General features: G+C 37.8%; 22 protein-coding genes. All 22 read left to right on the plus strand.

All coding sequences use genetic code 11. The annotated features are described in order from the left end of the window. The first annotated feature begins 423 nt into the window (after nt 1–423). Nucleotides 424–1,326 carry a dipicolinic acid synthetase subunit A gene (dpaA, locus tag ACHABW_RS00880; RefSeq protein WP_435753642.1) on the plus strand — a complete coding sequence of 301 codons (903 nt, stop codon included), beginning with the start codon at nt 424–426 and terminating at the stop codon, nt 1,324–1,326. 1 nt (nt 1,327) lies between these two features. Beyond that, nucleotides 1,328–1,921, plus strand: a complete 594-nt coding sequence (locus ACHABW_RS00885; RefSeq protein WP_435753643.1) for a dipicolinate synthase subunit B — start codon at nt 1,328–1,330, stop codon at nt 1,919–1,921. Between the two features lie 273 nt (nt 1,922–2,194). After that, nucleotides 2,195–3,241, plus strand: a complete 1,047-nt coding sequence (asd, locus tag ACHABW_RS00890; RefSeq protein ID WP_435753644.1) for an aspartate-semialdehyde dehydrogenase — start codon at nt 2,195–2,197, stop codon at nt 3,239–3,241. 30 nt (nt 3,242–3,271) lie between these two features. Then, entirely contained in the window at nt 3,272–4,486 is a 1,215-nt protein-coding gene (gene dapG / locus ACHABW_RS00895) for an aspartate kinase (protein ID WP_110936312.1), read from the plus strand. 66 nt (nt 4,487–4,552) lie between these two features. Then, a complete protein-coding gene (gene dapA, locus ACHABW_RS00900) occupies nt 4,553–5,422 on the plus strand; it encodes a 4-hydroxy-tetrahydrodipicolinate synthase (protein WP_435753645.1) in 870 nt (289 codons plus the stop codon). Nucleotides 5,423–5,620: 198 nt separating this feature from the next. Next, nucleotides 5,621–7,291, plus strand: a complete 1,671-nt coding sequence (locus tag ACHABW_RS00905) for a ribonuclease J (protein WP_435753646.1) — start codon at nt 5,621–5,623, stop codon at nt 7,289–7,291. Nucleotides 7,292–7,400: 109 nt separating this feature from the next. Further along, nucleotides 7,401–8,141 carry a ClpP family protease gene (locus tag ACHABW_RS00910; RefSeq protein WP_110936309.1) on the plus strand — a complete coding sequence of 247 codons (741 nt, stop codon included), beginning with the start codon at nt 7,401–7,403 and terminating at the stop codon, nt 8,139–8,141. Continuing rightward, complete coding sequence (locus ACHABW_RS00915; protein ID WP_110936308.1) at nt 8,138–8,350, plus strand: YlzJ-like family protein; 213 nt, start codon at nt 8,138–8,140, stop codon at nt 8,348–8,350. Before ACHABW_RS00910 ends, ACHABW_RS00915 begins: the two co-directional genes overlap by 4 nt. A 326-nt stretch (nt 8,351–8,676) precedes the next feature. Then, nucleotides 8,677–11,073, plus strand: a complete 2,397-nt coding sequence (locus tag ACHABW_RS00920; RefSeq protein WP_435753647.1) for a DNA translocase FtsK — start codon at nt 8,677–8,679, stop codon at nt 11,071–11,073. A 109-nt stretch (nt 11,074–11,182) separates the two neighbouring features. After that, on the plus strand, nt 11,183–11,905 hold the full coding sequence (locus ACHABW_RS00925; protein WP_110936306.1) for a GntR family transcriptional regulator: 723 nt from the start codon (nt 11,183–11,185) through the stop codon (nt 11,903–11,905). Nucleotides 11,906–12,171: 266 nt separating this feature from the next. Then, on the plus strand, nt 12,172–13,473 hold the full coding sequence (gene yfmF / locus ACHABW_RS00930; protein WP_435753648.1) for an EF-P 5-aminopentanol modification-associated protein YfmF: 1,302 nt from the start codon (nt 12,172–12,174) through the stop codon (nt 13,471–13,473). Then, entirely contained in the window at nt 13,466–14,773 is a 1,308-nt protein-coding gene (gene yfmH, locus ACHABW_RS00935; RefSeq protein ID WP_110936304.1) for an EF-P 5-aminopentanol modification-associated protein YfmH, read from the plus strand. The genes yfmF and yfmH overlap by 8 nt, the downstream gene beginning before the upstream one ends. Continuing rightward, nucleotides 14,766–15,497 (plus strand): elongation factor P 5-aminopentanone reductase, encoded by a 732-nt coding sequence (ymfI, locus tag ACHABW_RS00940; protein ID WP_435753649.1) that lies wholly within the window; start codon nt 14,766–14,768, stop codon nt 15,495–15,497. The genes yfmH and ymfI overlap by 8 nt, the downstream gene beginning before the upstream one ends. Before the next feature lie 80 nt (nt 15,498–15,577). Next, nucleotides 15,578–15,823 (plus strand): DUF3243 domain-containing protein, encoded by a 246-nt coding sequence (locus ACHABW_RS00945; protein WP_110936302.1) that lies wholly within the window; start codon nt 15,578–15,580, stop codon nt 15,821–15,823. A 239-nt stretch (nt 15,824–16,062) separates the two neighbouring features. After that, the gene (locus ACHABW_RS00950; protein WP_110936301.1) at nt 16,063–16,836 is read left to right on the plus strand and encodes a YmfK family protein; all 774 of its coding nucleotides are present in this window, start codon (nt 16,063–16,065) and stop codon (nt 16,834–16,836) included. A gap of 15 nt (nt 16,837–16,851) precedes the next feature. Next, on the plus strand, nt 16,852–17,772 hold the full coding sequence (locus ACHABW_RS00955; protein WP_435753650.1) for a RodZ domain-containing protein: 921 nt from the start codon (nt 16,852–16,854) through the stop codon (nt 17,770–17,772). Between the two features lie 337 nt (nt 17,773–18,109). Beyond that, on the plus strand, nt 18,110–18,688 hold the full coding sequence (gene pgsA, locus ACHABW_RS00960) for a CDP-diacylglycerol--glycerol-3-phosphate 3-phosphatidyltransferase (RefSeq protein ID WP_110936299.1): 579 nt from the start codon (nt 18,110–18,112) through the stop codon (nt 18,686–18,688). Nucleotides 18,689–18,712: 24 nt separating this feature from the next. Next, on the plus strand, nt 18,713–19,963 hold the full coding sequence (locus tag ACHABW_RS00965; RefSeq protein WP_435753651.1) for a competence/damage-inducible protein A: 1,251 nt from the start codon (nt 18,713–18,715) through the stop codon (nt 19,961–19,963). Then, nucleotides 19,963–21,546: a DEAD/DEAH box helicase gene (locus tag ACHABW_RS00970; protein WP_110936297.1), complete on the plus strand. Its 1,584-nt coding sequence runs from the start codon at nt 19,963–19,965 to the stop codon at nt 21,544–21,546. The genes ACHABW_RS00965 and ACHABW_RS00970 overlap by 1 nt, the downstream gene beginning before the upstream one ends. A 164-nt stretch (nt 21,547–21,710) precedes the next feature. Then, nucleotides 21,711–22,763, plus strand: a complete 1,053-nt coding sequence (gene recA / locus ACHABW_RS00975) for a recombinase RecA (protein WP_110936296.1) — start codon at nt 21,711–21,713, stop codon at nt 22,761–22,763. A 261-nt stretch (nt 22,764–23,024) separates the two neighbouring features. Next, nucleotides 23,025–24,590 (plus strand): ribonuclease Y, encoded by a 1,566-nt coding sequence (gene rny / locus ACHABW_RS00980; protein ID WP_110936295.1) that lies wholly within the window; start codon nt 23,025–23,027, stop codon nt 24,588–24,590. Between the two features lie 264 nt (nt 24,591–24,854). Next, nucleotides 24,855–25,655, plus strand: coding sequence for a TIGR00282 family metallophosphoesterase (locus ACHABW_RS00985; protein ID WP_110936294.1), 801 nt, complete (start codon nt 24,855–24,857; stop codon nt 25,653–25,655). Nucleotides 25,656–25,717 lie beyond the last annotated feature (62 nt).

The raw sequence follows: 25,717 nt of genomic DNA on the forward strand, positions 1-25,717 counted from the left end.
TGTTATTTCAAATAGAACTAGAAAGTACTAAAAGATGCTACAGATTTCTGCTTTCCGAGCGCTTGCAGAAAGACGGTCTTATTGCTTTTAAAATCTGCGGAAGCTTCTCTTATTGCATCAAAGGATACTGAAAAAGTAAAAATCGACTTTTTGTAATGCCCTCGCTTTTTCGGGACTTTCTTAAGAATTTTTTTATTCTCGTTACAAGAGGTTCATTTAAACATGAAAGAAAGGGCTAATGCCTAGGTAATATCACTAATTCATTTAGAAATGATGAAAGTATTTAGGTTACATAATCAGTGTAAAACAAGGCATTTATGCTTTTGTTTTTACTCACAAAATAGATAGCACTACATAGAATGTGGTGAGAACATCGCAAGGTTCTCCATTCCCTTTCTATTATAGCGAGAGGGGAGATATTATTTGTTAAGTGGAATGGAAATAGCCATTATTGGAGGAGATTTGCGTCAAATAGAAGTGATTAGAAAACTATCTGCACTAGATGCTACGCTTCACCTTATCGGATTTAATAATGTAGATGATGGTTTTCTGGAAGCTGAAAAAAAAGAATTTGGAACGACTAATCCAGAAAGTTTGGATGCAGTAATCCTTCCAGTTAGTGGTATGAGTACTAATAATGAAGTTGAATCAATATTTTCTGGTAATCCTTTAGTACTGGAGAGAGATTGGGTGAAAAAAACCTCTTCCAACACGAGGTTTTATACTGGAGTTGCGAACAAAACTTTGAAGTCATTAATTTCTGAAGAAAATAGAGCACTTATTGAAGTAATGACGAGAGATGACTTAGCAATTTACAATTCGATTCCAACCGCTGAAGGTACGATTATGCTTGTTATTCAACATACAAATGTAACGATTCACAAAGCAAACGTAACAGTTGTAGGTTTTGGAAGAGTTGGTCAAACAATTGCCAATAAATTTCATGGGTTAGGTGCAAATGTAACTGTGGTTGCTGAAGAAGAGGCATTGCTGGCTAGGGCTTATGAAATGAATGTGAATCCGAAGCCGTTAGAGGAACTGAGCAATGTCGTTTGTGATGCAGATGTCGTAATTAATACAATTCCATCTCTAATTATCACATCTCATGTTATATCTCAAATGCCAAGCCACGTTTTTATTATAGATTTAGCATCTAAGCCAGGAGGAACAGATTTTGAATTTGCTAAAAAAAGATCCATTAAAGCTATGTTAGCACCAGGTCTCCCTGGATTAGTAGCGCCTAAAACAGCAGGTCTTCAATTGGCACAATTATTATCCGTTCTATTAAAAGATCAATGGATTGAATTAACAGAAGGGAGGACATAACGTGTCTTTAGAAGGAAAACACATTGGATTTGGATTGACGGGATCTCACTGTACGTATGGCGACGCTTTACCTCAAATGGAGATTCTTGTGGCAAGAGGGGCAAAGGTGACTCCTTTTCTGTCTTATACCATTCAAAATACGGATTCGAAATTCGGTGAGGCCGCAATGTGGATAGAAAAAATTAAACAGATTACGAAAGAGCCTATTGTAGACTCTATTGTAAAAGCTGAACCGTTCGGACCAAAAACACCTTTAGATTGTATGGTTATTGCTCCGTTAACTGGAAACTCGACAAGCAAATTTGCAAATGCCTTAACTGATACACCTGTTTTAATGGGGGCAAAGGCGACACTTCGTACAGGAGGTCCAGTTGTCCTAGCGATATCTACAAATGATGCGCTTGGATTGAACGGGGTAAATGTGATGAAATTAATGTCAACAAAGAATATATTTTTTGTTCCCTTTGGTCAAGATCATCCTTTTAAAAAGCCAAATTCTCTTGTGGCAGACTTTACCAAGTTACCACAAACAATAGAATCGGCTTTGAAAAAAGAACAATTTCAACCAGTTATAATAGAAACTTATAAAGAATAATGAAATTATTTGACACACTTGATAAAATAGAGGTAGAGGAAGTGATCGTCGTTAAGATTTTTCTTAACGGCGATGATCATGTAGTATTGTATTAGTTAAGTTCAAAAAGGGATTAATAAAAAGAACAAGCTCTGTAGGAAAGATAAAAATCGACAGTAATGACGTGCTGCACCTAAAAAAAGACCCAGAAGAAATGATCGTTGAACTTTTTGAACATCCTCTAACAAGAATGTAAAAAATACAGTAATGGATGAATTGGAAGGAGATTTTATTATGACACAGCAAGGTTATCATGTAGCGATTGTAGGTGCGACGGGAGCAGTTGGAGAACAACTGATAGATACTTTAGACAGATTAAATTTTCCGGTTGCATCACTTTTACCTTTATCTTCAAAAAGGTCAGCAGGTAAAAAAATTATGTTTAAAGGTGAGGAAATAACGGTTCAGGAAGCAACAGCGGAATCATTCGAAGGCATTCAACTGGCTCTATTCAGTGCAGGTGGATCCATCTCTCAAGCATTAGCACCAGAAGCAGTAAAGCGTGGGGCAATTGTTGTAGATAATACAAGTGCATTCCGTATGGATGAAGATGTTCCATTAGTTGTACCAGAAGTAAATGAAGAAGATCTAAAAAATCATTCAGGCATCATTGCTAATCCAAACTGTTCAACGATCCAAATGGTGGCAGCGTTGGAACCAATCAAGAAAGCAAAAGGTTTAAAGAAAATAATTGTTTCTACATATCAAGCGGTCTCAGGAGCAGGGGTTAAAGCGATTGATGAAATGTATGAGCAATCTCAGCAAATCGTTGAAGGAAAAGAAATTAACCCTCAAGTACTCCCTGTATCTGGTGATAAAAACCATTATCAGATTGCATTTAATGCTATACCGCAAATTGATGTGTTTCAAGAGAATGGATATACTTTTGAAGAACTAAAAATGATGAACGAAACAAAGAAAATTATGCATGATAATTCGTTGAAAGTGGCGGCTACGTGTGTCCGGTTGCCAGTTGAGACTGGACATTCAGAGTCTGTTTATATCGAAGTAGAGCAAGACGGACTTGATGTACCAGGCATTCGGCAATTACTGTCTGAAGCGCCAGGTATTACACTTCAAGACGATCCAAGTAATCAGGTTTATCCATTAGCAAGTGCAGCAAAAGGAAAAGACGATGTGTTTGTTGGAAGAATCAGACAAGATCTAGATGAAGAAAAAGGTTTCCATTTGTGGATTGTTGCAGATAATCTGTTAAAAGGTGCTGCACTTAATTCCGTTCAAATTGGTTTTTCTTTAATTAAACTAGGTTTATTAAAATAATACAGAACGTAAAGGCGGCTGAAGAAGTCTATGAAAATTGTGGTACAAAAATTCGGTGGGACCTCCCTGCAATCTGAGGAATTACGAGAACGTTCGGGTCATCATGTTTTAGAGGCTTTAAGAGAAGGGTATAAAGTGGTAGTGGTTGTTTCTGCAATGGGTAGAAATGGGGCCCCTTATGCAACAGACACGTTATTAGGCCTAGTTGGGGGAATCACTACTCCGATCTCAAAAAAGGAACAGGATATGCTTGCTTCTTGTGGAGAAACAATTTCATCTGTCGTATTTTCCACGCTATTGCAGCAAAAGGGTGTCAAAGCACTTGCAATGTCTGGTGCTCAGGCTGGTTTTCGTACGACAGAAGATTATACAAATGCAAAGATCACTGAGATGAAAGTAGAGGGTTTGCGAACAGCATTAGAGGATTATGATGTTATTGTTGTAGCTGGTTTTCAAGGGGAGACTCCTAAGGGTACTACAGCAACATTAGGACGAGGAGGATCCGATACATCCGCCACGTCTTTAGGAGCAGCTCTTCAAGCTGAAGTGGTTGATATCTTTACGGATGTAACAGGTGTCATGACAGCAGATCCTAGAATCGTCAAAAATGCAAAAACGATTAGTGTTGTCACTTACAACGAAATTTCCAACTTGGCTTATCAAGGTGCAAAGGTTATTCATCCTCGTGCAGTGGAAGTAGCAATGCAGGCCAAAGTTCCGATTCGGATCCGGTCTACTTCCGAGGACGACTACGGAACGTTGATCACAACCAGTACTTCAAATGTTTTGGGCAAAGATATCGATGAAAGACCAATTACCGGTATTGCACAAGTGAGCAATGTTACTCAGATTAAATTAACCGCAAAAGAAGAGGAATATGAACTACAGTCAAAGGTGTTTAAAGCTATGGCGAAAGCTGAAATTTCCGTGGACTTTATAAGTATTCATCCGCTGGGAGTGGCCTACACAGTTCCGGATCATCTCACCAGCCTTGCAGTGCAAGTATTAGAAGAGATGGATTTACTTCCTGAAATCACTAGAAATTGCGCAAAGGTTTCGGCAGTTGGGGCTGGAATGACAGGGGTCCCGGGGATTACCTCTAAAATAGTTGAAGCATTAGCAAATGAGCACATTCAAATCTTACAATCAGCCGATTCACATACAACGATTTGGGTCTTAGTAAAAGAAACAGATATGATTAATGCAGTAAATGCGCTTCATCAGGTGTTTTTACTTGGTAACTAAAATTTACAGTGAAAAAATGTTAAATCCGATTATCTAGAGAGTTAGTCGAAGCGAGGAGTGGGATATATGGCACTAGGAAGCGTCTTAACAGCGATGGTTACACCATTTGATTCAAAGGGGAAAATAGATGTTGATAAACTCCCTAAATTAATAGATTATTTGATTGCTAATGGAACAGAAGGTGTGGTCGTCGGTGGGACGACTGGTGAATCTGCTACGCTTAGTATGGAAGAGAAGGTTGCGTTATATGATCAATCGGTAAAGGCTGCAGCAGGGAGAATCCCGGTTATTGCAGGGAGCGGTATGAATGACACCTATGCGACGGCAGAATTAACAGTTCGAGCCGAGAAGGTCGGTGTAGATGGAATCATGCTTGTTACCCCTTATTATAATAAACCTTCCCAAAGAGGTTTGTATGAACACTTTAAAACTATTTCCGAGAAAACATCTTTGCCTGTAATGCTATATAATGTTCCTGGCCGGTCTGTTGTTAACATGTTGCCTGAAACAGTTGTTGCACTTTCTAAAATTCCAAACATTACTTCTATCAAGGAAGCGAGCGGTAACTTAGATCAAATGACTACGATAATTTCGAATACACCCGAAGAATTCCAAGTATATTCCGGGGATGATAGTTTAACTCTTCCTGCGTTAGCAGTTGGAGCTGACGGTGTTGTGTCTGTTTCCAGTCATGTGATCGGGAAAGAAATGCAAGAGATGGTTAAAGCATTCCGAAGTGGAGATGTTAAAACAGCCAGTACTATTCATCAGAGATTGTTACCGGTGATGAGAGACATGTTTATTGCTCCAAACCCTTCCCCAGTGAAAACAGCTTTACAGCTTAAAGGGATGGATGTTGGTGGCGTTAGACTTCCACTTGTTCCGTTAACAACCGAAGAGAGAAAACTAGTTTCTCAAATTTTAGACACTATCTAATTCCAAAAACTATTTTAAGACCGTGAATCTATTTTAGGAAATATTCCTAAATAAGATACACGGTCTTTTATAATTTTGACTCCTATATTTTTAATTAGAAATAAACAATAGTTGTCGGTCAAAACGATAATACGTTATACTGATGAAAGTGGGTGGTTCGGATGAGAGTGATTATAAAAAAAATAGGAGGATTTACAATTGTCAAACCAGCAAACAGATAAAATACAAATATTTTCCTTAGGCGGCTTAGGGGAAGTCGGGAAAAATATGTATGTCGTTGAATTAGATGAGGAAATAATAATATTAGACTCAGGATGTATGCATCCCGAAGATGACATGCTTGGAGTAGATATTGTTATTCCTGACATATCATATTTGACCGAAAACAAAGAACGAATTAAAGGTATCATTTTGAGTCATGGCCATGAGGATCATATCGGAGCGATTCCATATGTACTGCGAGAACTAAATGTACCGGTTTATGGATCAAAGCTTACCCTAGCACTAGTCCAAGAGGCGTGTAACGAAGTTAAGTTAAAAAATAAACCTAAATTCATTGAAATTCATGCGAATTCAAAAACTAAAGTCGGTAAAACACCTGTAAGCTTTTTTAGGACAAACCACAGTATCCCTGACTCACTGGGCATTATCGTACACACATCGCAGGGACCTATCGTGTATACAGGAGACTTTAAATTTGACCAAAATCCAGTTGATGGTAAGCCTACTGAAATTAGTAAGCTAACTGAAATTGGTGAGAAGGGTGTTCTTTGTCTGCTCTCAGACAGTAAAAACGCCGAAATTCCTGGAAATACACCATCAGATTCCATTGTTGCAGAAGGATTGAAAGATGCTTTCCATGAAGCGGAAGGTTGTATTATTGTGGCGACTTTTGCTACTCATATTCACCGCATTCAACAAGTTTTATATGCTGCTGAAAAAGTGGAAAGGAAAGTTGTCTTTTTAGGAAAAGAACTTGAACGGGTGACGAACATTTGCCGGAAATTAGGGTATTTAGTGGATGAAAATAATACCATTCTTACTGTTGATGAAATGAAGAAGCACGATAGAGAAAAGTTGGTTGTCATAACAACAGGCAGCCAAGGGGAAGCACTAAGTCCTCTTTCAAAAATTGCTAAAGGTACTCACCCACTCGTAAGAATCGAGAAAACAGATCGAATAATTATATCTGCTATGCCAAGACCGGGGAACGAAAAAACGGTCTCTGAAGTTGTAGATCTTCTTTCTAGAACAGGTGCAGAAGTGGTGTATGGTAGTTCTAAAAAAGTTCATGTATCCGGTCACGCAAGTCAGGAAGAACTAAAGCTACTATTGAATCTTATAAAACCGCAGTACTTTATCCCAGTACATGGTGAATTTAAAATGCAGCATGCGCACCGGAAATTAGCTCGTTCGGTGGGTCTCGAAGACAGTAATATCTTTTTACTGGATAAAGGCGAAACGGTAGAATTTAATAAACGAAAAGGCCAGCGAACGTCTAAGATTCCTGCAGGTCATGTACTAATAGATGGACTTGGTGTAGGTGATGTTGGTAATATTGTTTTAAGAGATCGCCGACTTCTATCCAAAGACGGAATACTTGTTGTTGTCATTACGTTAAATAAGAAGCATACCGAAATACTATCAGGTCCTGATGTTATTTCACGAGGTTTCGTCTATGTAAGGGAATCTGAAGAGTTAATTAAGCAAGCTGAAAAGTTGGTAGTGAAGGCATTAGCTCAGTCGATGGAACAAAATCAAACGGAGTGGTCTCAGATGAAAGGGCAAGTCAGAGATCAACTAAGCAGATTTTTATATGAAAAAACAAAGCGTCGTCCAATGATCATGCCAATAATAATGGAAGCTTAAACACTGACGAAAGAGCTACTTATCATGTTCGCATGAATAAGTAACTCTTTTATTTTTGCATGAAAAGTTTTCCCACCCTCCATACTAATGATTAGAAGGAGGGTTTTTCATGACACAGAGCAATCAAAATCAACCAGAACCCAATCAAGATCAGGATAATAAGAATAAAGGCGGAATACTCGATAAAATTCAACAATTAGGGTCAACGAATGTTCCTGCAATGGAAGAAAGCAATATACACGTTCTAACAATCATTGGCCAAATTGAAGGTCATATGCAGTTACCGCCGCAAAATAAAACGACGAAATACGAACATGTTATTCCTCAATTGGTAGCTGCAGAACAGAATTCCAAAATTGAAGGGTTACTATTAATCCTAAATACCGTCGGAGGGGATGTTGAAGCGGGTTTAGCTTTGGCAGAAATGGTTGCTTCGATGACCAAGCCAACAGTGACATTAGTTTTAGGGGGAGGTCACTCTATTGGTGTACCAATCGCCGTAGCTGGCACTCATTCTTTTATCGCTGAATCCGCAACGATGACCATTCACCCAATAAGGCTAACAGGTCTTATCATTGGTGTGCCGCAAAGTTTTGAGTACATGGATAAAATGCAGGATCGTGTCATTAATTTTGTTACGCAGCATTCCTCCGTATCAGAAGAGGATTTTAAAGAATTAATGCTTTCAAAAGGAAATCTCACTCGTGATATAGGGACAAATGTGATAGGGACGGATGCTGTTAAAGCTGGTTTAATAAACGAAGTAGGTGGATTAGGTCAAGCGATAAAAAAACTGCAAGAGCTAATTGATGAACAGAAGCAGCAAATGCAAGGGGATGTTGTACAATGATCTTATATACTTACGAAAATCCTCACCTCATGTTTCCCGTTGACGAGTCTGAGTACGGAGCCCAAGAGCTTGTTTCGATTCCTGGAGGGCAGCTTGTGGTCGAAAGAGAGAAAGATTTAAAGTCATGTCGTATCGTTCGTTTATTAGCAACGGATCCAAATATGTTTTTAGAATCCAAATATGCCCCTGGACAAATGATTCAACTCTAGAGGAATTCGGTTTTTCTGAGAGAGATAAGGATTTTTAAGTTGACAGCTACCTTCACACCGCACGTATCAAGGGAAAAACCCACCCTACCTTTCGAGTAGCACCTACACGCAGTTCGTAGGTGCTACTCGGGGCGGTGGAAGCTGACGCTGTATTTAATAAAAGACGGCTATCCGTTTTTCTTAAAACATTAAGTTATAAATAATATAATTATGCTATAATGAACGAAACAAGCGTTCGTGAATAAGGTGGCAGCAGCCGATCATTCGGCTGCTTCTTCCGTTCATACATAAAGAAATACATATTGAAGAATTTTTGAGGTGATCTGATGGCAAAAAAACGCACAAAAAAAACACAGAAATGGAAATCGCAATTGACGTATGAACTTTCAGGGCTTTTTCTTTTTATCATTTCTCTTGTTACTTTCGCACAATTAGGAGTTATTGGAGAAGGACTAGTGCAATTATTTCGATTTTTTCTTGGAAGCTGGCATATTTTATTAGCGATAAGTCTTTTCCTTTTTTCCATTTATCTTATGTTAAAGCAAAAACTGCCTGTTATATGGACCCGAAAATTTATTGGCCTTTATTTATTGATTATTTCTATCATGTTATTGAGCCATGTACAACTCTTTCAAGACCTGTCCGATCGGGTAGAATTTAATGATTTCTCTGTCATTAGAAACACTTGGGATTTATATTGGCAGCAGTTACAGGGGGCAGCGATTACCGAGAATTTAGGTGGAGGAATGATTGGTGCAATCGTATATTCGGTTAGCCATGTGCTCTTCTCCTCGGGAGGGACAATTTTCTTTGCAATAGGACTTATTATTACTTCGTTAGTTTTAATAACTGGTAAATCATTTGTTGATATCTTGAAAAAAAGTGGAGGAGTTCCTTCAGCCTTTTTTATTCACATGAAAAATAGACTTAGAGATTCTGTTTCTACTTTCTGGGGGAATGTAAAACAAAAAAGGGGCGAAAAGAAAGCTTCCTCCCCTTCTGTAAAAGCTGAGAAAATTCAAGAAGAGGAATCTGACGATGAATTTGAAGAGGAGCCGATCATTTATGATTTCTCTAAAAAAGCTTACGGAAATAATGAAACGCCACCAGTATCACATGAGGATCCTGTTGAAGTAGAGAACGAAAAAGTAACTGCAGCTACTGCTACTGCCACACATACTTCTGTAGGAGCACCAGTTCAAACAAAGGTAGCAGAAGACGGTAAAGTAATAAAGTCTTTGGTCATTGCAGAATCTGAAAACGAAGATTATAAACTTCCACATCTTGATTTGTTATCGAATCCTGCCAAAGCAAGCCAGTCAAAAGAACATGCCATGCTATCAAAAAACGCGAGAAAATTAGAACGCACATTAGAGAGCTTTGGAGTCGATGCAAAAGTTACAAAGGTTCATTTGGGACCATCTGTTACAAAATATGAAGTATATCCTAGTACCGGAGTGAAAGTTAGCAAGATTGTTAACTTAACAGATGATTTAGCGTTAGCTCTAGCTGCGAGGGATATTCGGATGGAAGCTCCAATTCCGGGTAAGTCTGCAATAGGGATTGAAGTACCTAACCAGGAAGTGTCACTGGTTACGCTGAGAGAAGTGCTTGATTCTTCTCAAATGAAAGAAAAAGAGAATAAGTTAGCAATCGCGTTGGGGCGAGATATTTCAGGAGAAGCAGTTATTGCAGAACTCAATAAAATGCCTCACCTTCTTGTCGCAGGTGCAACAGGAAGTGGAAAGAGTGTATGTATTAATGGAATAATCATTAGTATTTTGATGCGAAGTAAACCTCATGAAGTGAAGTTAATGATGATTGATCCTAAAATGGTTGAATTAAATGTGTATAATGGTATTCCGCATTTGTTATCTCCGGTTGTTACAGAACCAAAGAAAGCAGCGCAGGCTCTTAAAAAAGTAGTGAATGAAATGGAACGCAGGTATGAACTCTTTGCAGCCTCTGGAACCCGGAATATAGAAGGCTACAACACATATTTAAAAAGAGAAAACAAAAAACGGGATCAGGCGGAAGCCCATTCACCACTTCCTTTTATCGTTGTCATTGTGGATGAGTTAGCTGATTTAATGATGGTTGCTTCTTCCGACGTGGAGGATGCGATAACGCGTTTAGCACAAATGGCCCGAGCAGCAGGGATTCATTTAATCATTGCAACACAAAGACCTTCTGTTGACGTTATTACCGGAGTGATTAAAGCAAATATACCATCAAGAATCGCCTTCGGTGTGTCGAGTTCTACAGATTCTAGAACTATCTTAGATGGAAATGGTGCTGAAAAACTCCTTGGTAAAGGAGATATGTTATTTTTACCTGTTGGAGCTTCTAAAGCGACTAGAATTCAAGGAGCTTTTTTATCCGATGATGAAGTTGAAAGAATAGTGATGCACTGTATTGAGCAGCAAAAGGCACAATATGCGGAAGAAATGATGCCAAAAGAAGGGGACTCCGATCCAGTAAGGGAGGAAGTACAAGACGAGCTGTATAACGATGCAGTTAAATTAATTACGGAAATGCAAACTGCTTCCGTTTCGATGTTACAGCGCCGTTTTAGAGTTGGTTATGCTCGTGCTGCGAGACTGATCGATGAAATGGAAGTTAGAGGTATTGTGGGACCTTATGAGGGAAGTAAACCTCGCGAAGTTCTTGTAGCAAAGATCTCAGAGGATCCAATCTCTCAAAATGACACGAATGGCGTCTGATGTCAAAAAACACTGAAAACGATTAAATAATGATAGTCCAAAATCATATTTCATGTTACATTAAATTATAGAAAAAATGACTATTTTGTTTCAGAAAAGGGGGGTTTAGATGATTAAATCTGATCAACGGCCATTATACTTACAAGTAATAGATAAAATCAAAGAAGACATTGAAAATGGAATTTATGAAACTGGAGAACGATTACCTTCTGAATTTCAGTTATCTAAACAACTTGGAATTAGTCGAGCAACACTTAGAGAAGCGTTACGCATGCTTGAAGATGAGAGTGTGATTATTCGGAGACATGGAGTTGGGACATTTATTAATACGAAGCCCCTTTTTTCTTCTGGCATTGAAGAATTATTTAGTGTGACAGACATGATTAAACGCGGGAATAAAGTACCTGGCACTAATTATATCTCTTCTACGATTGAGAGTGCAACGGAAGATGATATACGAAGGTTTAATGATGAAGAATTGACAGATATGATCGTTATCGATCGAGTTAGGACAGCTGATGAAGAACCGGTTGTTTATTGTTTAGATAAGATTCCTAAACAACATTTACCTGATTATGTTTCCCACCAACAACAATCAATTTTTGATCAATTGGAAAAGTCAGGTACAACAATTACCTATGCTATGACACAAATTGAACCGATTGGTTATCACGAACGAATTTCTGAGATTTTGCAATGTGAGCCGGAAACAGCATTATTAGTGCTAAAGCAAATGCACTTTAATGAGTTGGATAAACCGGTATTGTATTCCATTAACTATTTTAGAGCAGACAAGTTTAAGTTCCACGTAATGCGTAAAAGAGTTTATTAAGACGAACAAAATAAAAGTGTTGAATTTCCTCTTTTTAGTAAGTAATGAACCGAAGTGTGATTATCTGTTGAGAGTTTATCTTGAACGGGTGATCACATCTCGATTTATTGCTTATTTTTGTTGTTTTATAAAAATAGCTAGTATTTTCATTGTCAATATGAATTTTTTGCTAATTATTGGTCTGTTAAGTACAATTAAAGAGTATGAAATAACATAATCAGTTCATTTTAAGGAATAGTATTAATAATTAGAGGGAGGTAATTTATATGAACCAAGAACCAGTGATTCATTTCCAATCTGGAAGCATAAATGTGCATTATATTCCATCAACCACATTTAAAACGAATACATTTGTCATCCAATTGAAAGCCCCATTAGCGAAAGACACGGTAACCAAAAGGGCTATTCTGCCTCAAGTTTTACAAAGTGGATCAGAGGATTATCCAACAAGATTGGCTCTGCGAAGTGCTTTAGAAGATCTCTATGGTGCTTCTTTGCAAGGTGATATTGTAAAAAAAGGTGAAAATCAGATTATGTCATTCCGAATGGATATTGCAAACGAAAAATTCTTAAAAGATAACACGCCTTTAATGGAACAAGGCTTAAAATTGCTTTCTTCAGTCTTTCTTCATCCAAAAATATCAAATAATCAATTTGATGATAAAATACTCTCGGACGAAATAAGAACGCAGCGCCAAAAACTTGCGTCTATTTTTGATGATAAAATGAGATTTGCTAACAAACGATTGACAGAAGAAATGTGTAAGAACGAACCTTTTGGTCTTCACGTATTAGGGGAAGAAAAAGATTTAGATGCTATAGACAGTAAAAACCTGTTTGAATATTATCAGCAAGTGTTGCAAAATGATCAAATAGATTTTTATATTATGGGCGATATGGATCATGACGATTTAAAAGAAATGATTGAAAAGTATTTTATGATCACTCGCAATGAAACAACTAATACTAATAATAACTCCCCAGATTCTAGTGCAAACCAGCAATCAAGAGAGCCACGCGAAGTTGTTGAAGAACAAGAAATACAGCAAGGTAAACTACATTTAGGTTACCGGACTAATGTTACATACGGAGACCAGGAGTACTTTGCCTTACAATTATTCAACGGTATATTCGGCGGTTTTTCTCATTCGAAACTTTTCATAAATGTTCGTGAAAAAGCATCGCTTGCTTATTATGCAGCATCCCGGATTGAAAGTATGAAAGGTCTATTAATCGTAATGGCCGGTATTGAATCAAATAAATACGATGAAGCAACTAGTATCATTTTCAAGCAGATGGAAGACATGCAAAACGGTGAATTCACAGAGGAAGACATAGAGCAAACAAAAGCTGTATTTAAAAATCAAATCCTTGAAACAATGGATTCGCCACGTGGAAGAATTGAGTTGGAATATCAAAATGAAGTAGGGGTCGGAAGAATTCCCTTAGAGGAATGGATGACTAGAATAGACGAAGTGACGAAAGAAGATATCGTACAGGTCGCATCAAAAATTCAACTGGACACCACTTATTTTTTAAAGGGAAAGGAGGAATCTGCAAATGAGTAAGCTTACATTTGATCAATTACAAGAGACGCTTTATGCGGAAGAACTATCTAACGGTCTGCAGGTGTATGTTTTGCCTAAAAAAGGGTTTAATAAAACATTTGCAACGTTTACAACTAAATACGGATCTATCGATAATCATTTTACTCCTCTTGGTAAAGATGAAAAGACACGAGTACCAGATGGTATTGCTCACTTTTTAGAGCATAAAATGTTTGATGACGAAGAAGGCGATGTATTCCAGCAGTTCAGTAAACAAGGCGCATCGGCAAATGCATTTACTAGCTTTACGAGAACAGCTTATTTATTTTCAAGTACGATGAATGTAAAAGATAATCTTGAAACATTAATGAATTTTGTTCAGAAACCTTATTTTACAGATGAATCTGTTGAAAAAGAAAAAGGAATTATTGAACAGGAAATTAAGATGTATGAAGATAATCCGGATTGGCAAAATTTCTTTGGTTTGTTGACAGCAATGTACCAAAATCATCCTGTTTCTATTGATATTGCAGGGACAGTAGACTCAATTATGAAAACAACGAAAGAATTACTATATACATGTTATGAAACATTTTATCATCCTAGTAACATGGTTTTATTTATCGTTGGAAATGTAGTCCCTGATGAAGTGATGGAACAAGTGAAAAACAATCAAAAAGCAAAAACGTTCGCAAAACCTGAAGAGATTAAACGCTTTTTTGAATCGGAATCTTCAGAAGTTAGTACAAAGAAAAAAGTTATTCCTATGCCAGTTAATACAGGGAAATGTTTAGTAGGTATTAAGGATAAAAATCCAAATAGAAGCGGTGAAGACCTTTTAAGACACGAGTTATCGTTACAGTTAGTTCTGGAAATGATGTTTGGACAAAGTTCAACAAATTATCAAAGCCTTTATGAAGAAGGATTAATTGATGATAGCTTTAGTTTTGATTATACAGCAGAGCAAGGATTTGGTTTTTCTGTCATCGGTGGAGATTCTAATGATCCAGAACTATTAGCTTCCCGAATTGAAGAGATGGTAAAAGATTTTATTGAACAGCCTATTGACCAAGAAGCAATAGATAGAATTCGAAAAAAGAAAATCGGATATTTCCTAAAGGCGATGAACTCTCCTGAATTTATTGCAAACCAATTTACCCGTTATCGTTTTAATGATATGGATCTATTTCATGTAATCCCTATGCTTGAGTCATTAACTTTAGAGCAATTAAAAGAAACGATGAAAGAGCATTTCACTTTGGATACTCAGATGAGTCAATGTATTGTTAAAAGTGAGGATAGCACGAATAGTAATGACTAGACCTGTAGCATTTATTTCCGGTGCCAGTGGGGATATTGGTCATGAGATTAGTATTAGACTTGCAAAAGCAGGCTATGACTTAATTCTCCACTATCATAAAAATAGATCCGCAATGGATAAACTTTTACTGGAAATAGAGAAAACGTATGAGAGCAATTGCAAAATATTTCAAGCAGATTTTGCTGATGCAACAGAGACAATTAGTATTATCCAATCACTATCGGTTACTCCAGAGGTCATTGTTCATAATGCTGGTGTGTCAAACTCCGGGTTATTACAAGACATTTCACAAGACGAACTGGCTACGGAAATGGCTATTGGTCTTATCACACCATCGATGATTACAAAAGAGTTCTTACCGGCGATGATTTCAAACAAAAAAGGAAAAATAATCTTTATTACTTCTATTTGGGGCGAAACTGGAGCTTCGAATGAGGTGTCATACTCAATGATTAAAGGCGGACAGAATGCATTTGTGAAAGCATTAGCTAAAGAAGTAGCACCTAGTGGAATTCAAGTAAACGGTATCGCACCAGGTGCCATAAAAACAAAAATGTTAGGTGAGTATACGCTGGAGGAAATGGAGCATCTGGAGAATAGTATACCTGCAGGTCGCATAGGTGAGGCAAGGGAAGTTGGGGTAGCGGTAGAATTTCTGATATCGCCCGAAATGACTTATATGAATGGACATATACTCCGGCTTAACGGTGCTTGGTATTGTTAAACGAATCTTTTACAGGTGTGAATAATATTCTTCTTTCGTGAGAAAATAAACACGAAGATAACAAAAAGGAGGAATGAAGCATGTCCGTATTAGATCATTGGGATCAATGGAAAGATTTCTTAGGCGGCAAACTCGATCAAGGTCAAAGTGATGGAATGGATCAGTCAACTGTCTCAGAGGTAGCTTATCAAGTTGGAGAATATTTAGCTGATGAAGTACAACCAAAGAATGAGCAAGAGCAAGTGTTAGCCGATATGTGGTCTGTTGCATCTGAAGAAGAACAACATGCAATAGCTAATATGATGGTAAAACTTGTACAAAAATAGAGTGAATAAGAAGAGCTTTTCTAGCATCGTCTCTATGACGGTGCTCTTTCTCTTTATAGCGAAATTGCCAATATATTTATATTATTTCACATAGTTTTCCACATTTTTCAATTCTTTTTGGAAATATTGCCTAAAACCTGAAGGAATTATCCCGGATTTTCATAAATCCCTTTTAATGATGAAAAAAATCTATTATGATAGCAAGAGACATATGCTAAACTAAACGAAGGGAGTTACCAATGGAACAAAAAGAGTGGTACATGGAATATCAAATCCATGAAAATCGACCAGGGCTACTTGGTGAAATTGCTTCTTTATTGGGAATGCTCCATATAAATATTGTTACAATTAATGGTGTTGAGCACCGTCGAAGAGGAATGTTAATTAAAAGTGTTAATGATGAAGCTATCATGCGACTAAGATTGATTCTTGAAACGATGGATGTGATCACGTTACGTAAAATCCGCCAACCAAAGCTTCGCGACAGATTAGCTGTTATGCATGGTCGTTATATTGAGCGGGATGAGGATGAAAAAAAAACATTTCGCTTTACACGGGAAGAACTTGGAATCCTGGTGGATTTCATGGCTGAATTGTTTAAAAAAGATGGTCATCGCCTAATTGGTATTCGTGGAATGCCGCGTGTCGGCAAAACAGAGTCTGTTGTCGCTGCAAGTGTCTGTGCGAACAAAAGGTGGTCTTTTTTATCCTCCACTCTTTTAAAACAGACAATACGCAGTCAACTTGCCGATGATGAAATGTCAGAACATCATATTTATATTATTGATGGAATCGTGTCTACAATGAGAGCGTCAGAAAGGCATCAAATGCTTGTATCGGAAATGATGAGACTTCCTGCAACAAAAGTTGTAGAGCACCCTGATATATTTATTAGGGAAACGGAATATACTTTAAAAGATTTTGATTATATCATTGAACTTCGAAGTGATGAGAACGAAGAAATTACATACGAGGCTGTAGAATCAGGCTTCTCATCCTTTGATATCAGGTAGTTAGTGGGTGTTTAAATGTCAGAACTAGGAATTAGACTAAAGTCAGCTAGAGAAGAAAAAGGTTATACGCTAGAGGAAATGCAAAAAGTTACAAAAATACAAAAGCGTTATTTAATGGCAATAGAAGAAGGTGACTTTTCAAAGATGCCAGGTGAATTCTATGCCAGAGCTTTTGTGAAAAGCTACTCAGAAGCAGTAGGTTTAGATCCTGATATGATTTTTGATGAGCACAAGGAGGAATTACCTCAACCCAAGAGAGAACGGGTCGATCTTCCGCCAAGAGTAAATCGTTCAAAACCTAGAACAGTGAGGCGTAAATCTCGTTTTGCATCGTTCATCCCTACGATTGTGCTTGTAATTTTTCTTTTAGTTATTGCATGTGGAATCTGGCTTTTCAATCAAGGCAATAGTGATGATGCATCTGTTCCGAGAGAACAACAACAGGAGCAGCCGTCTCTTGAAATCACTGATTCCGTCAACGAGAATGAAACCGTCGACGGGAATGAAGAAGCAGTGAGTAATGCTAGTAATGAAGAAGATAGCAGCGCTGCCAACGGTAGTGGAAATGAGAGCAATGCAAACAGTGAAGAGAATAATGAAGAAGAGGAAGAAGAAGTAGCTCAGTCAATGACTCTAGACTCAATAGAGGGTAATCGTTCTTTCTACCAACTTTCAGGCACGGACAGCTTTGAGATTCGCATAGAAGTCACGGGAGACAGTTGGATCGGAATTTCTAATTCGGATGGCGATAGTCTTCATGAAGGACCGCATACTCAAGGTGATACTGTTTCTTTAGACGTCTCAGATGAATCACACATTATTTTTAATCTTGGAAACGTAACAACAGCTGATATTTATATTAACGATGAGCTATTGGAGTATCAAAACGACGATGCAGGGGTTCGGCAATATGTTGAAGTGGAGTTAGAATCGTAATCAAAAAATAATTCAGTATTAAGAGAAAAGTTTATAGTTTTCTTAATTTTAAGAGATGTATGCTTTTGAACAGAGGGCTTGAATGATGCTTAAATGTTGGTGGTGAAAGCTCACGCTGTATTTAACAAAAGACGCTTTGCGTTTTTCTTATGAGAAATTTTTCATATTGTTTGTATTGGGGTGTGTCATATGGTCTGCTTTGGCCTTGATTCATCCCTTTTGGCTATTAAAGAAAAATCAGAATCGTTAGTATTCGCATTACGCCTGTCTTTTTGATAAAATTGAAAAGGTCCAGAATATATTTACATAATAAAATGAAGCAGATAGGAGGATTCTCGTGAACATTCCAAATCAAATTACAATATCACGGATTATATTAATCCCTCTTTTTATGGTGTTTTTGCTTGTTCCATTCAACTGGGGAGTTTGGAGTATATTAGGTGCGGATATTCCCGTTCACCATTTCGTTGCTGCCATCATTTTTATCATTGCCAGTGCAACAGATTGGCTTGATGGTTACTATGCGAGAAAACATAATTTAGTAACAAACATGGGGAAGTTTCTCGATCCGTTAGCAGACAAATTGCTTATTACAGCTGCTTTTGTTTCTCTTGTTGGTTTGGACATGTTCCCTGCTTGGGCAGCTATTGTGGTCTTAAGTAGAGAGTTTGCTGTGACCGGGTTAAGACTTGTAGCTTCAGGCGAAGGTGAGGTTATTGCTGCAAGTACTTGGGGGAAATGGAAAACAGTAAGCCAAATCATTGCAGCAGCAGCACTACTACTGCATAACATGATTTTTGAACTCATGAATTTTCCTTTTGCAACGATAATGGTATATGTCGCAGTCATTCTAACAGTACTATCCGGCATAGATTATTTTGTGAAAAATAAACATGTCTTGAATAAATCAATGTGATGGTATGGGAAGGATGATTACAACATGAATGCAGAAATTATCGCTGTAGGTTCGGAGCTACTGCTAGGGCAGATCGAAAATTCAAATGCTACATTTTTATCCTCAGAACTTTCAAAACTTGGGATTGATGTCTATCACCACGTTGTTGTGGGGGATAATGAAGCTCGCTTGGAAAAAACAGTAGAAACTGCACTAGAGAGATCCGATTTACTTATCCTCACTGGTGGTTTAGGACCGACAAAAGATGATATAACGAAAGAAATCCTAGCCAAAATTACAGGTAGGGAACTCGTGTATGACGAGAATACAGAAGCAAGACTTCATGCATATTTTGCTGGACGCGAAAAGAAAATGACGGAAAACAACCTGAAACAAGCGTTAATAATCCAAGATTCTTACGTATTTCCTAACGATCATGGCTTGGCCTGTGGTATGGCAGTAGATGTATCTGGGAAGAAAGTAATTCTTCTTCCAGGACCACCTACAGAGATGATTCCAATGTTTGAAAGATATACTGGACCATTTCTACAACAGGAATTACATACAAAAGATCAAATCCAATCAAAAGTGTTACGTTTTTTTAATATTGGGGAATCGCAATTGGTTCACGAAATTGATGACATTATTGAATCGCAAACAAATCCAACTGTAGCGCCTCTAGCTTCAGGTGGAGAAGTTACATTAAGGTTGACGGTGAAAGGCACGGATGCGAGTGAAAACGAACTAAAACTGGAAGAATTGAAGCAAAAGATTGTCAGTCGTGTATCTCCCTATTTTTATGGTGAAGGAGAGGCACAGTTGCATGATATAGTGGTTGACCGACTTCAAGAATTAAAGTTGTCAATCGGAGCAGCAGAGAGCCTGACAGGAGGGGATTTCTCTAGTAACTTAACCGAAGTTGCTGGATCGTCATCAGTTTTTAAGGGTGCAATCATATGTTATAGTAATGCAGTGAAGGAAGCTCAATTATCTGTACCGCAAGAAGTATTAACCAAGGAAGGCGCAGTGAGTAAAAGGTGTGCTGAACTTCTTGCTTTGAATGTAAAGAAACTACTTAAAACAGATGTTGGTATCAGTTTTACAGGTGTTGCAGGTCCTGATTCTTTGGAGGACAAGAGTGCAGGTCTAGTTTACATTGGAATAGCAGTAAATGACAATGTAGAAGTGTTTAAATTACAATTAGCAGGTAGCCGAAAAAATATACGTGAAAGAGCTGCAAAGCATGGTTTTTATTATCTTCTACATGAACTTAGTAAGGAAAAGGTGGATGAATAATGATGAAGTTCGAAGAGTTTGAAATTTCTGATGAGTTACAAAGAGCAATAAAAGATATGGGGTTCGAAGCTCCATCACCTATTCAGGAAAAAATTATTCCTGAAATACTAAAAAATCAAGATGTCATTGGACAAGCGCAAACAGGAACAGGTAAGACTGCAGCATTTGGAATTCCGTTGTTAGAGCATTTAACGAAGGAAAAGCATGTTCAATCGCTTATTTTAACTCCTACACGAGAATTGGCGATTCAAGTAGCAGGAGAATTACAAAAACTTTCTAAATTTATGCATGTTCAGACTTTACCTGTATACGGGGGGCAATCTATTGGGCATCAGATCAAGTCCTTGAATAGAGGTGTGGAAATAGTTGTCGGAACACCTGGTAGAATTTTAGATCACCTGAATCGTGGTACTTTAAAATTACAAAAAGTTCATACGCTTATTTTGGATGAAGCGGATGAAATGCTTGATATGGGTTTTGTTGAGGATATTGAAAAGATTCTTAAGCAAGTGAACAGTGATCGTCAAACGATGCTGTTTTCAGCGACAATGCCTCCGGCAATTCGCAAACTTTCTAACAAATACATGAAAAATCCTAAGCAAATTACGATTAGCAAAGGAGACGTTACTGCGCCTTCAATTAATCAAGTCTATTATAAAGTACTTGAAAAAAATAAATTAGATTCTTTATGCCGAGTTATTGATAGTGAAACGATCGAATTAGGAATTATCTTTTGCAGAACTAAAAAAGGTGTAGCAGAATTAACCGAAGCGCTTCAAGCAAGAGGGTATATGGCAGATGGACTTCACGGAGACTTATCTCAATCGCAGCGTGATATGGTCATGAAAAAGTTTCGTGATGGAGCGATTGAATTTCTAATTGCAACTGACGTTGCTGCTAGGGGAATAGACGTTCAAAATGTTACGCACGTGATCAACTATGACATCCCTCAAGATCCGGAGAGTTATGTCCATAGAATCGGACGAACGGGTAGAGCCGGAAGAGATGGTATTGCGTTAACGCTTGTTACACCAAGAGAAATGAAACATTTACGTTCTATTGAGTCACAAATTAAGATGAATATTCCTGCACAAAGTTTACCTTCAGTGGAAGAGGTAGTGGAAAAACAGCAACATGTGTGGAAAGGTCAAATCATCGATTTAATTGAAAACGATGAAGAGGAAGAGAGTTTGTATGATAGTGTTGTTACAGATTTACTAGACCAATATCCTGCGGAAAAAGTGGTTACTGCTTTAATGAAACTTGCCTTCTACAGCCGTGATGATATGAATGACGATGGGTATAACTTTGGCGAGACAGGAGCTCAAAAAGGAATGACCCGTTTCTTTATCAACGTTGGGCGTAATGTAGATTTGACACCGAAAAAATTAGTCGATGAAGTATCACGTCTTGTCGGAGTGAATCCGAAATCTGTCGGGAGAGTAGATATTTTTGAAAACTTTACGTTCTTGGAAGTGCCAGAAGAAGTAGCACCGTTTGTGTACGAAGGGTTAAAATACTCGAGAGTCAGTGGTGCCAGAATTAATCTGGAGCCGGCAAAACCGAGACCTAAAAGAAAATAATTAAAATAGAATCCGCCTTATCTATTGACGAGGCGGTTTTTTATTTGTAAAATGAAAAAGCGAACGAATGTTTGTAAAAATGGTGGCAAGTGTGTTTAAATAGGATAAGATAGAATTCAAGTATGATAGTAAAATTTTTAAATAGATGAAGGAGAGATTGTAGAATGTCAGATCGTAAACAAGCATTAGATATGGCGTTAAAACAAATTGAAAAACAATTTGGTAAAGGATCTATTATGAAGCTGGGTGAGCAACCGGAGCATCGTGTATCGACCATTTCAAGTGGCTCATTAGCATTAGACATTGCTTTAGGAATAGGTGGCTATCCAAGAGGAAGAGTAATTGAAATATATGGTCCTGAATCATCAGGTAAGACGACCGTTTCTTTGCACGCTATTTCTGCAGTTCAAGGAAATGGTGGACAAGCCGCTTTTATCGATGCAGAGCACGCATTAGATCCTGTTTATGCCCAAAATTTAGGCGTTAATATTGACAATCTACTTTTGTCGCAGCCTGATACTGGAGAGCAAGGTTTAGAGATTGCTGAAGCACTAGTTCGAAGTGGTGCTGTTGATATCGTAGTTGTTGACTCGGTTGCAGCGCTAGTGCCGAAAGCTGAAATTGAAGGGGAAATGGGAGATTCACACGTTGGTTTACAGGCGCGTCTCATGTCTCAAGCTTTACGAAAACTTTCGGGCGCGGTTAGCAAATCGAAAACAATCGTTATCTTTATTAACCAAATCCGTGAAAAGGTTGGGGTCATGTTTGGTAACCCGGAGACTACTCCAGGGGGGCGAGCACTTAAGTTTTATGCTTCGGTAAGACTTGAAGTCCGTCGTGCAGAAACACTTAAGCAAGGAAATGATATGGTAGGGAATAAAACGAAAATTAAAGTAGTAAAAAACAAAGTTGCTCCTCCGTTTAAAGTAGCAGAGGTAGATATCATGTACGGACTTGGTATTTCAAGAGAAGGATCGATCCTAGATATCGGATCAGAATTGGATATCGTTCAAAAAAGTGGTGCATGGTATTCCTTTAACAGTGAGCGAATGGGACAAGGCCGAGAAAATGCCAAGCAGTTTTTGAAAGAAAATGTTGAAATTACTGCAGACATTGAAAAACAAATCCGTGAGCATCATGGGCTAGTCAAGCCAAAAGATGTTCCCGTTCCAGAAGAGGTTGATGAAGAAGCAGACCTACCATTAGATTTAAAATAATGAAAAAACAGGAGGAGTTCCGGTTATTTTTCGGGACTCCTTTGGGTTACCCTCAGATGTAAAAAATAGGTCTTAGAACCCTTACCAATGCTTGACATTATTGAGTATGAAGCATACAATTAGTGAGAATACTGCATTTTACGATTTTTTTCTTAAAGTCGTATTTGGATGTATGAAATGCTTTATTTATGAATGGATGAACATGTAAAGAAATTTGAAATTTAGTTCCACCGAGAAATAGCATGAGGAGGTGAATCAGTCTTGGATAGTCTGATCGTACAAATCCTCATTTTGCTATTCACTGTAGTAATCTTTTTTCTAGTTGGATATTTCGTCCGTAAATCACTCGCAGAAGCAAAAATATCGAGTGCAGAAGCATTGGCGAAGCATACGATTGACGATGCTAAACGCGAAGCGGACTCGAGCAGAAAAGAAGCAATTCTTGAAGCAAAAGACGAAGCTCATAAGCTTCGAATGGATGCTGAAAAAGAAGTTCGTGATCGTCGGAACGATATTCAAAAACAAGAAAATCGATTAGTTCAAAAAGAAGAAGTATTGGATCGAAAAAGTGAAACGTTGGACAAAAAGGAAGTTACTCTTGAAAAACGAGAAGAGCAATTGTCGAAACGTCAGCATGAAATCGACGAGATGAATAGCAAAGTCGAGGAATCATTACAAGAACAAAAGCTAGAATTAGAAAGAATTTCTGCTTTTACGAAAGATGAAGCAAGAGCAATTATTATGAAGACAATGGAAGATGAGTTGGCACATGAAAAGGCAGTTTTTATAAAGGAATCTGTTACGCGAGCGAAGGAAGAAGCAGATAAGAAAGCGAAAGAAATTCTTTCTTTATCGATTCAACGATGTGCTGCGGATCATGTTGCGGAAACTACTGTTTCTGTTGTTAGTTTACCAAACGATGAAATGAAAGGTCGAATTATTGGCCGAGAAGGCCGAAATATTCGTGCATTAGAAACATTAACAGGAATCGATTTAATAATCGATGACACTCCTGAAGCAGTTATCCTTTCTGGTTTTGATCCTATACGAAGGGAAATTGCAAAAACTGCTCTTGAAAAACTTGTCCAGGACGGCCGAATTCACCCAGCAAGAATTGAGGAAACAGTGGATAAAGCAAGAAGAGAAGTGGATGAATTAATTCGAGAGTATGGGGAACAAACGACATTCGAAATGGGAATTCATAATTTACATCCCGATTTAATTAAGATCTTAGGTCGTTTGAAATTTCGTACAAGTTATGGGCAAAATGTGCTTAAGCATTCTGTGGAAGTTGCTCATTTATCGGGCATCATGGCAGCAGAATTAGGGGAAGACGTTCAAATGGCAAGACGTGCCGGTCTCCTTCATGACCTTGGTAAAGCAATTGACCATGAAGTAGAAGGTAGCCACGTTGAAATAGGTGTTGAGTTAGGAACGAAATACAAAGAACATCCAATTGTTATAAATAGTATTGCCTCTCACCATGGAGACACAGAGGCGACATCTGTTATCTCTACATTGGTAGCTGCAGCTGATGCTTTATCAGCAGCAAGACCTGGTGCGAGAAGAGAAACATTGGAAACCTACATTAAACGTTTGGAAAAACTTGAAGAGATCTCTGAATCTTTCGAGGGCGTGGAGAAAACATACGCTATCCAAGCTGGCCGTGAGGTTCGAATTATGGTGAAGCCTGATTATATTACGGATGAAGATTCGTATAAACTTGCTCGTGATATAACGAAAAAAATTGAAGATGAACTTGATTACCCTGGGCACATTAAAGTTACTGTGATCCGTGAAACAAGGGCTGTTGAGTATGCGAAATAAAGTGGTATTTTATACCACTTTTTTTCCTTTTTAAAAGATGAAAATGTAAATAAAGAGTTCTCTTTAATGTGCACATATCAAAAACCGCTATGCAACTTTTTTTGAAATCACAATGATTGGGTGCAAATAAAATTTACATATGTGTTTGTGTGCGAGAGACTGGAAATCTTAAATGTACAAAAATTAGTTTTTCACTATATTTGATACGTATTGAATTATCGACTAAACTATATGATTACATAATGAAAAAATGAGGGATTGAAAATGAAAATATTATTTATAGGAGATATTGTTGGCTCTCCAGGTAGATCAGCGCTGAGAGAATACTTACCGAAGTTAAAATCGAAATACCGTCCTGATCTTACGATTGTAAATGGAGAAAATGCAGCAAGTGGGAAAGGAATTACGGGTAAAATTTATCACGATTTTATTCAACTAGGTGTAGACGTTGTAACAATGGGAAATCATACGTGGGATAAAAAAGAAATATTTGATTTTATAGAGGATGAATCAGCATCGAATATGATAAGACCAGCAAACTTCCCCGAAGGAAACCCCGGTAAGGGATATGTAATTAAAAAAGTCGGTAATAAAAAGGTAGCTGTTATTAATGCTCAAGGAAGAACATTTTTACCACCTATCGATTGTCCATTTAGGAAATTAGAAGCGATTGTAGAAGAAGTAAGACAAGAAACTCCCTTTATATTTGTTGATTTTCATGCAGAAGCAACGAGTGAAAAGCTAGCCATAGGTTGGTTTTTGGATGGCAAGGTTTCTACTGTAGTTGGAACGCATACACACGTTCAAACTGCTGATGAACGCATTCTGCCAAATGGTACAGCTTACATTACCGACGTTGGAATGACGGGACCTTTGGATGGTATTTTAGGAATGGACCGAAATGTCATCATTAACCGGTTTCTAACAAACTTACCTGCTAGGTTTGAGGTAACAACAGGACGGGAACAGTTAAATGGAGTAGTTGTTGAGCTCGATAACCAGTCTGGAAAGGCTTTAAATATTCAACGTATTAGCATTAATGAGGACCGCCCCTTTTTTGATTAAGGACATGATGTATATAATTTGAGGTTTCGAATATATACAGAAAGAGGTAAAGTGTAAGACAT

The organism is Salipaludibacillus sp. CF4.18 (assembly GCF_051262595.1).
Classification (GTDB): domain Bacteria; phylum Bacillota; class Bacilli; order Bacillales; family Salisediminibacteriaceae; genus Salipaludibacillus; species Salipaludibacillus neizhouensis.

What these genes read in the sequence shown, in the direction of transcription:
- asd (WP_435753644.1), top strand. Translation starts at nt 2,195, where the DNA reads ATGACACAGCAAGGTTATCATGTAGCGATTGTAGGTGCGACGGGAGCA.
- dapG (WP_110936312.1), top strand. Translation starts at nt 3,272, where the DNA reads ATGAAAATTGTGGTACAAAAATTCGGTGGGACCTCCCTGCAATCTGAG.
- dapA (WP_435753645.1), top strand. Translation starts at nt 4,553, where the DNA reads ATGGCACTAGGAAGCGTCTTAACAGCGATGGTTACACCATTTGATTCA.
- ACHABW_RS00910 (WP_110936309.1), top strand. Translation starts at nt 7,401, where the DNA reads ATGACACAGAGCAATCAAAATCAACCAGAACCCAATCAAGATCAGGAT.
- ACHABW_RS00915 (WP_110936308.1), top strand. Translation starts at nt 8,138, where the DNA reads ATGATCTTATATACTTACGAAAATCCTCACCTCATGTTTCCCGTTGAC.
- ACHABW_RS00920 (WP_435753647.1), top strand. Translation starts at nt 8,677, where the DNA reads ATGGCAAAAAAACGCACAAAAAAAACACAGAAATGGAAATCGCAATTG.
- ACHABW_RS00925 (WP_110936306.1), top strand. Translation starts at nt 11,183, where the DNA reads ATGATTAAATCTGATCAACGGCCATTATACTTACAAGTAATAGATAAA.
- yfmF (WP_435753648.1), top strand. Translation starts at nt 12,172, where the DNA reads ATGAACCAAGAACCAGTGATTCATTTCCAATCTGGAAGCATAAATGTG.
- yfmH (WP_110936304.1), top strand. Translation starts at nt 13,466, where the DNA reads ATGAGTAAGCTTACATTTGATCAATTACAAGAGACGCTTTATGCGGAA.
- ymfI (WP_435753649.1), top strand. Translation starts at nt 14,766, where the DNA reads ATGACTAGACCTGTAGCATTTATTTCCGGTGCCAGTGGGGATATTGGT.
- ACHABW_RS00945 (WP_110936302.1), top strand. Translation starts at nt 15,578, where the DNA reads ATGTCCGTATTAGATCATTGGGATCAATGGAAAGATTTCTTAGGCGGC.
- ACHABW_RS00950 (WP_110936301.1), top strand. Translation starts at nt 16,063, where the DNA reads ATGGAACAAAAAGAGTGGTACATGGAATATCAAATCCATGAAAATCGA.
- ACHABW_RS00955 (WP_435753650.1), top strand. Translation starts at nt 16,852, where the DNA reads ATGTCAGAACTAGGAATTAGACTAAAGTCAGCTAGAGAAGAAAAAGGT.
- ACHABW_RS00965 (WP_435753651.1), top strand. Translation starts at nt 18,713, where the DNA reads ATGAATGCAGAAATTATCGCTGTAGGTTCGGAGCTACTGCTAGGGCAG.
- ACHABW_RS00970 (WP_110936297.1), top strand. Translation starts at nt 19,963, where the DNA reads ATGATGAAGTTCGAAGAGTTTGAAATTTCTGATGAGTTACAAAGAGCA.
- recA (WP_110936296.1), top strand. Translation starts at nt 21,711, where the DNA reads ATGTCAGATCGTAAACAAGCATTAGATATGGCGTTAAAACAAATTGAA.
- ACHABW_RS00985 (WP_110936294.1), top strand. Translation starts at nt 24,855, where the DNA reads ATGAAAATATTATTTATAGGAGATATTGTTGGCTCTCCAGGTAGATCA.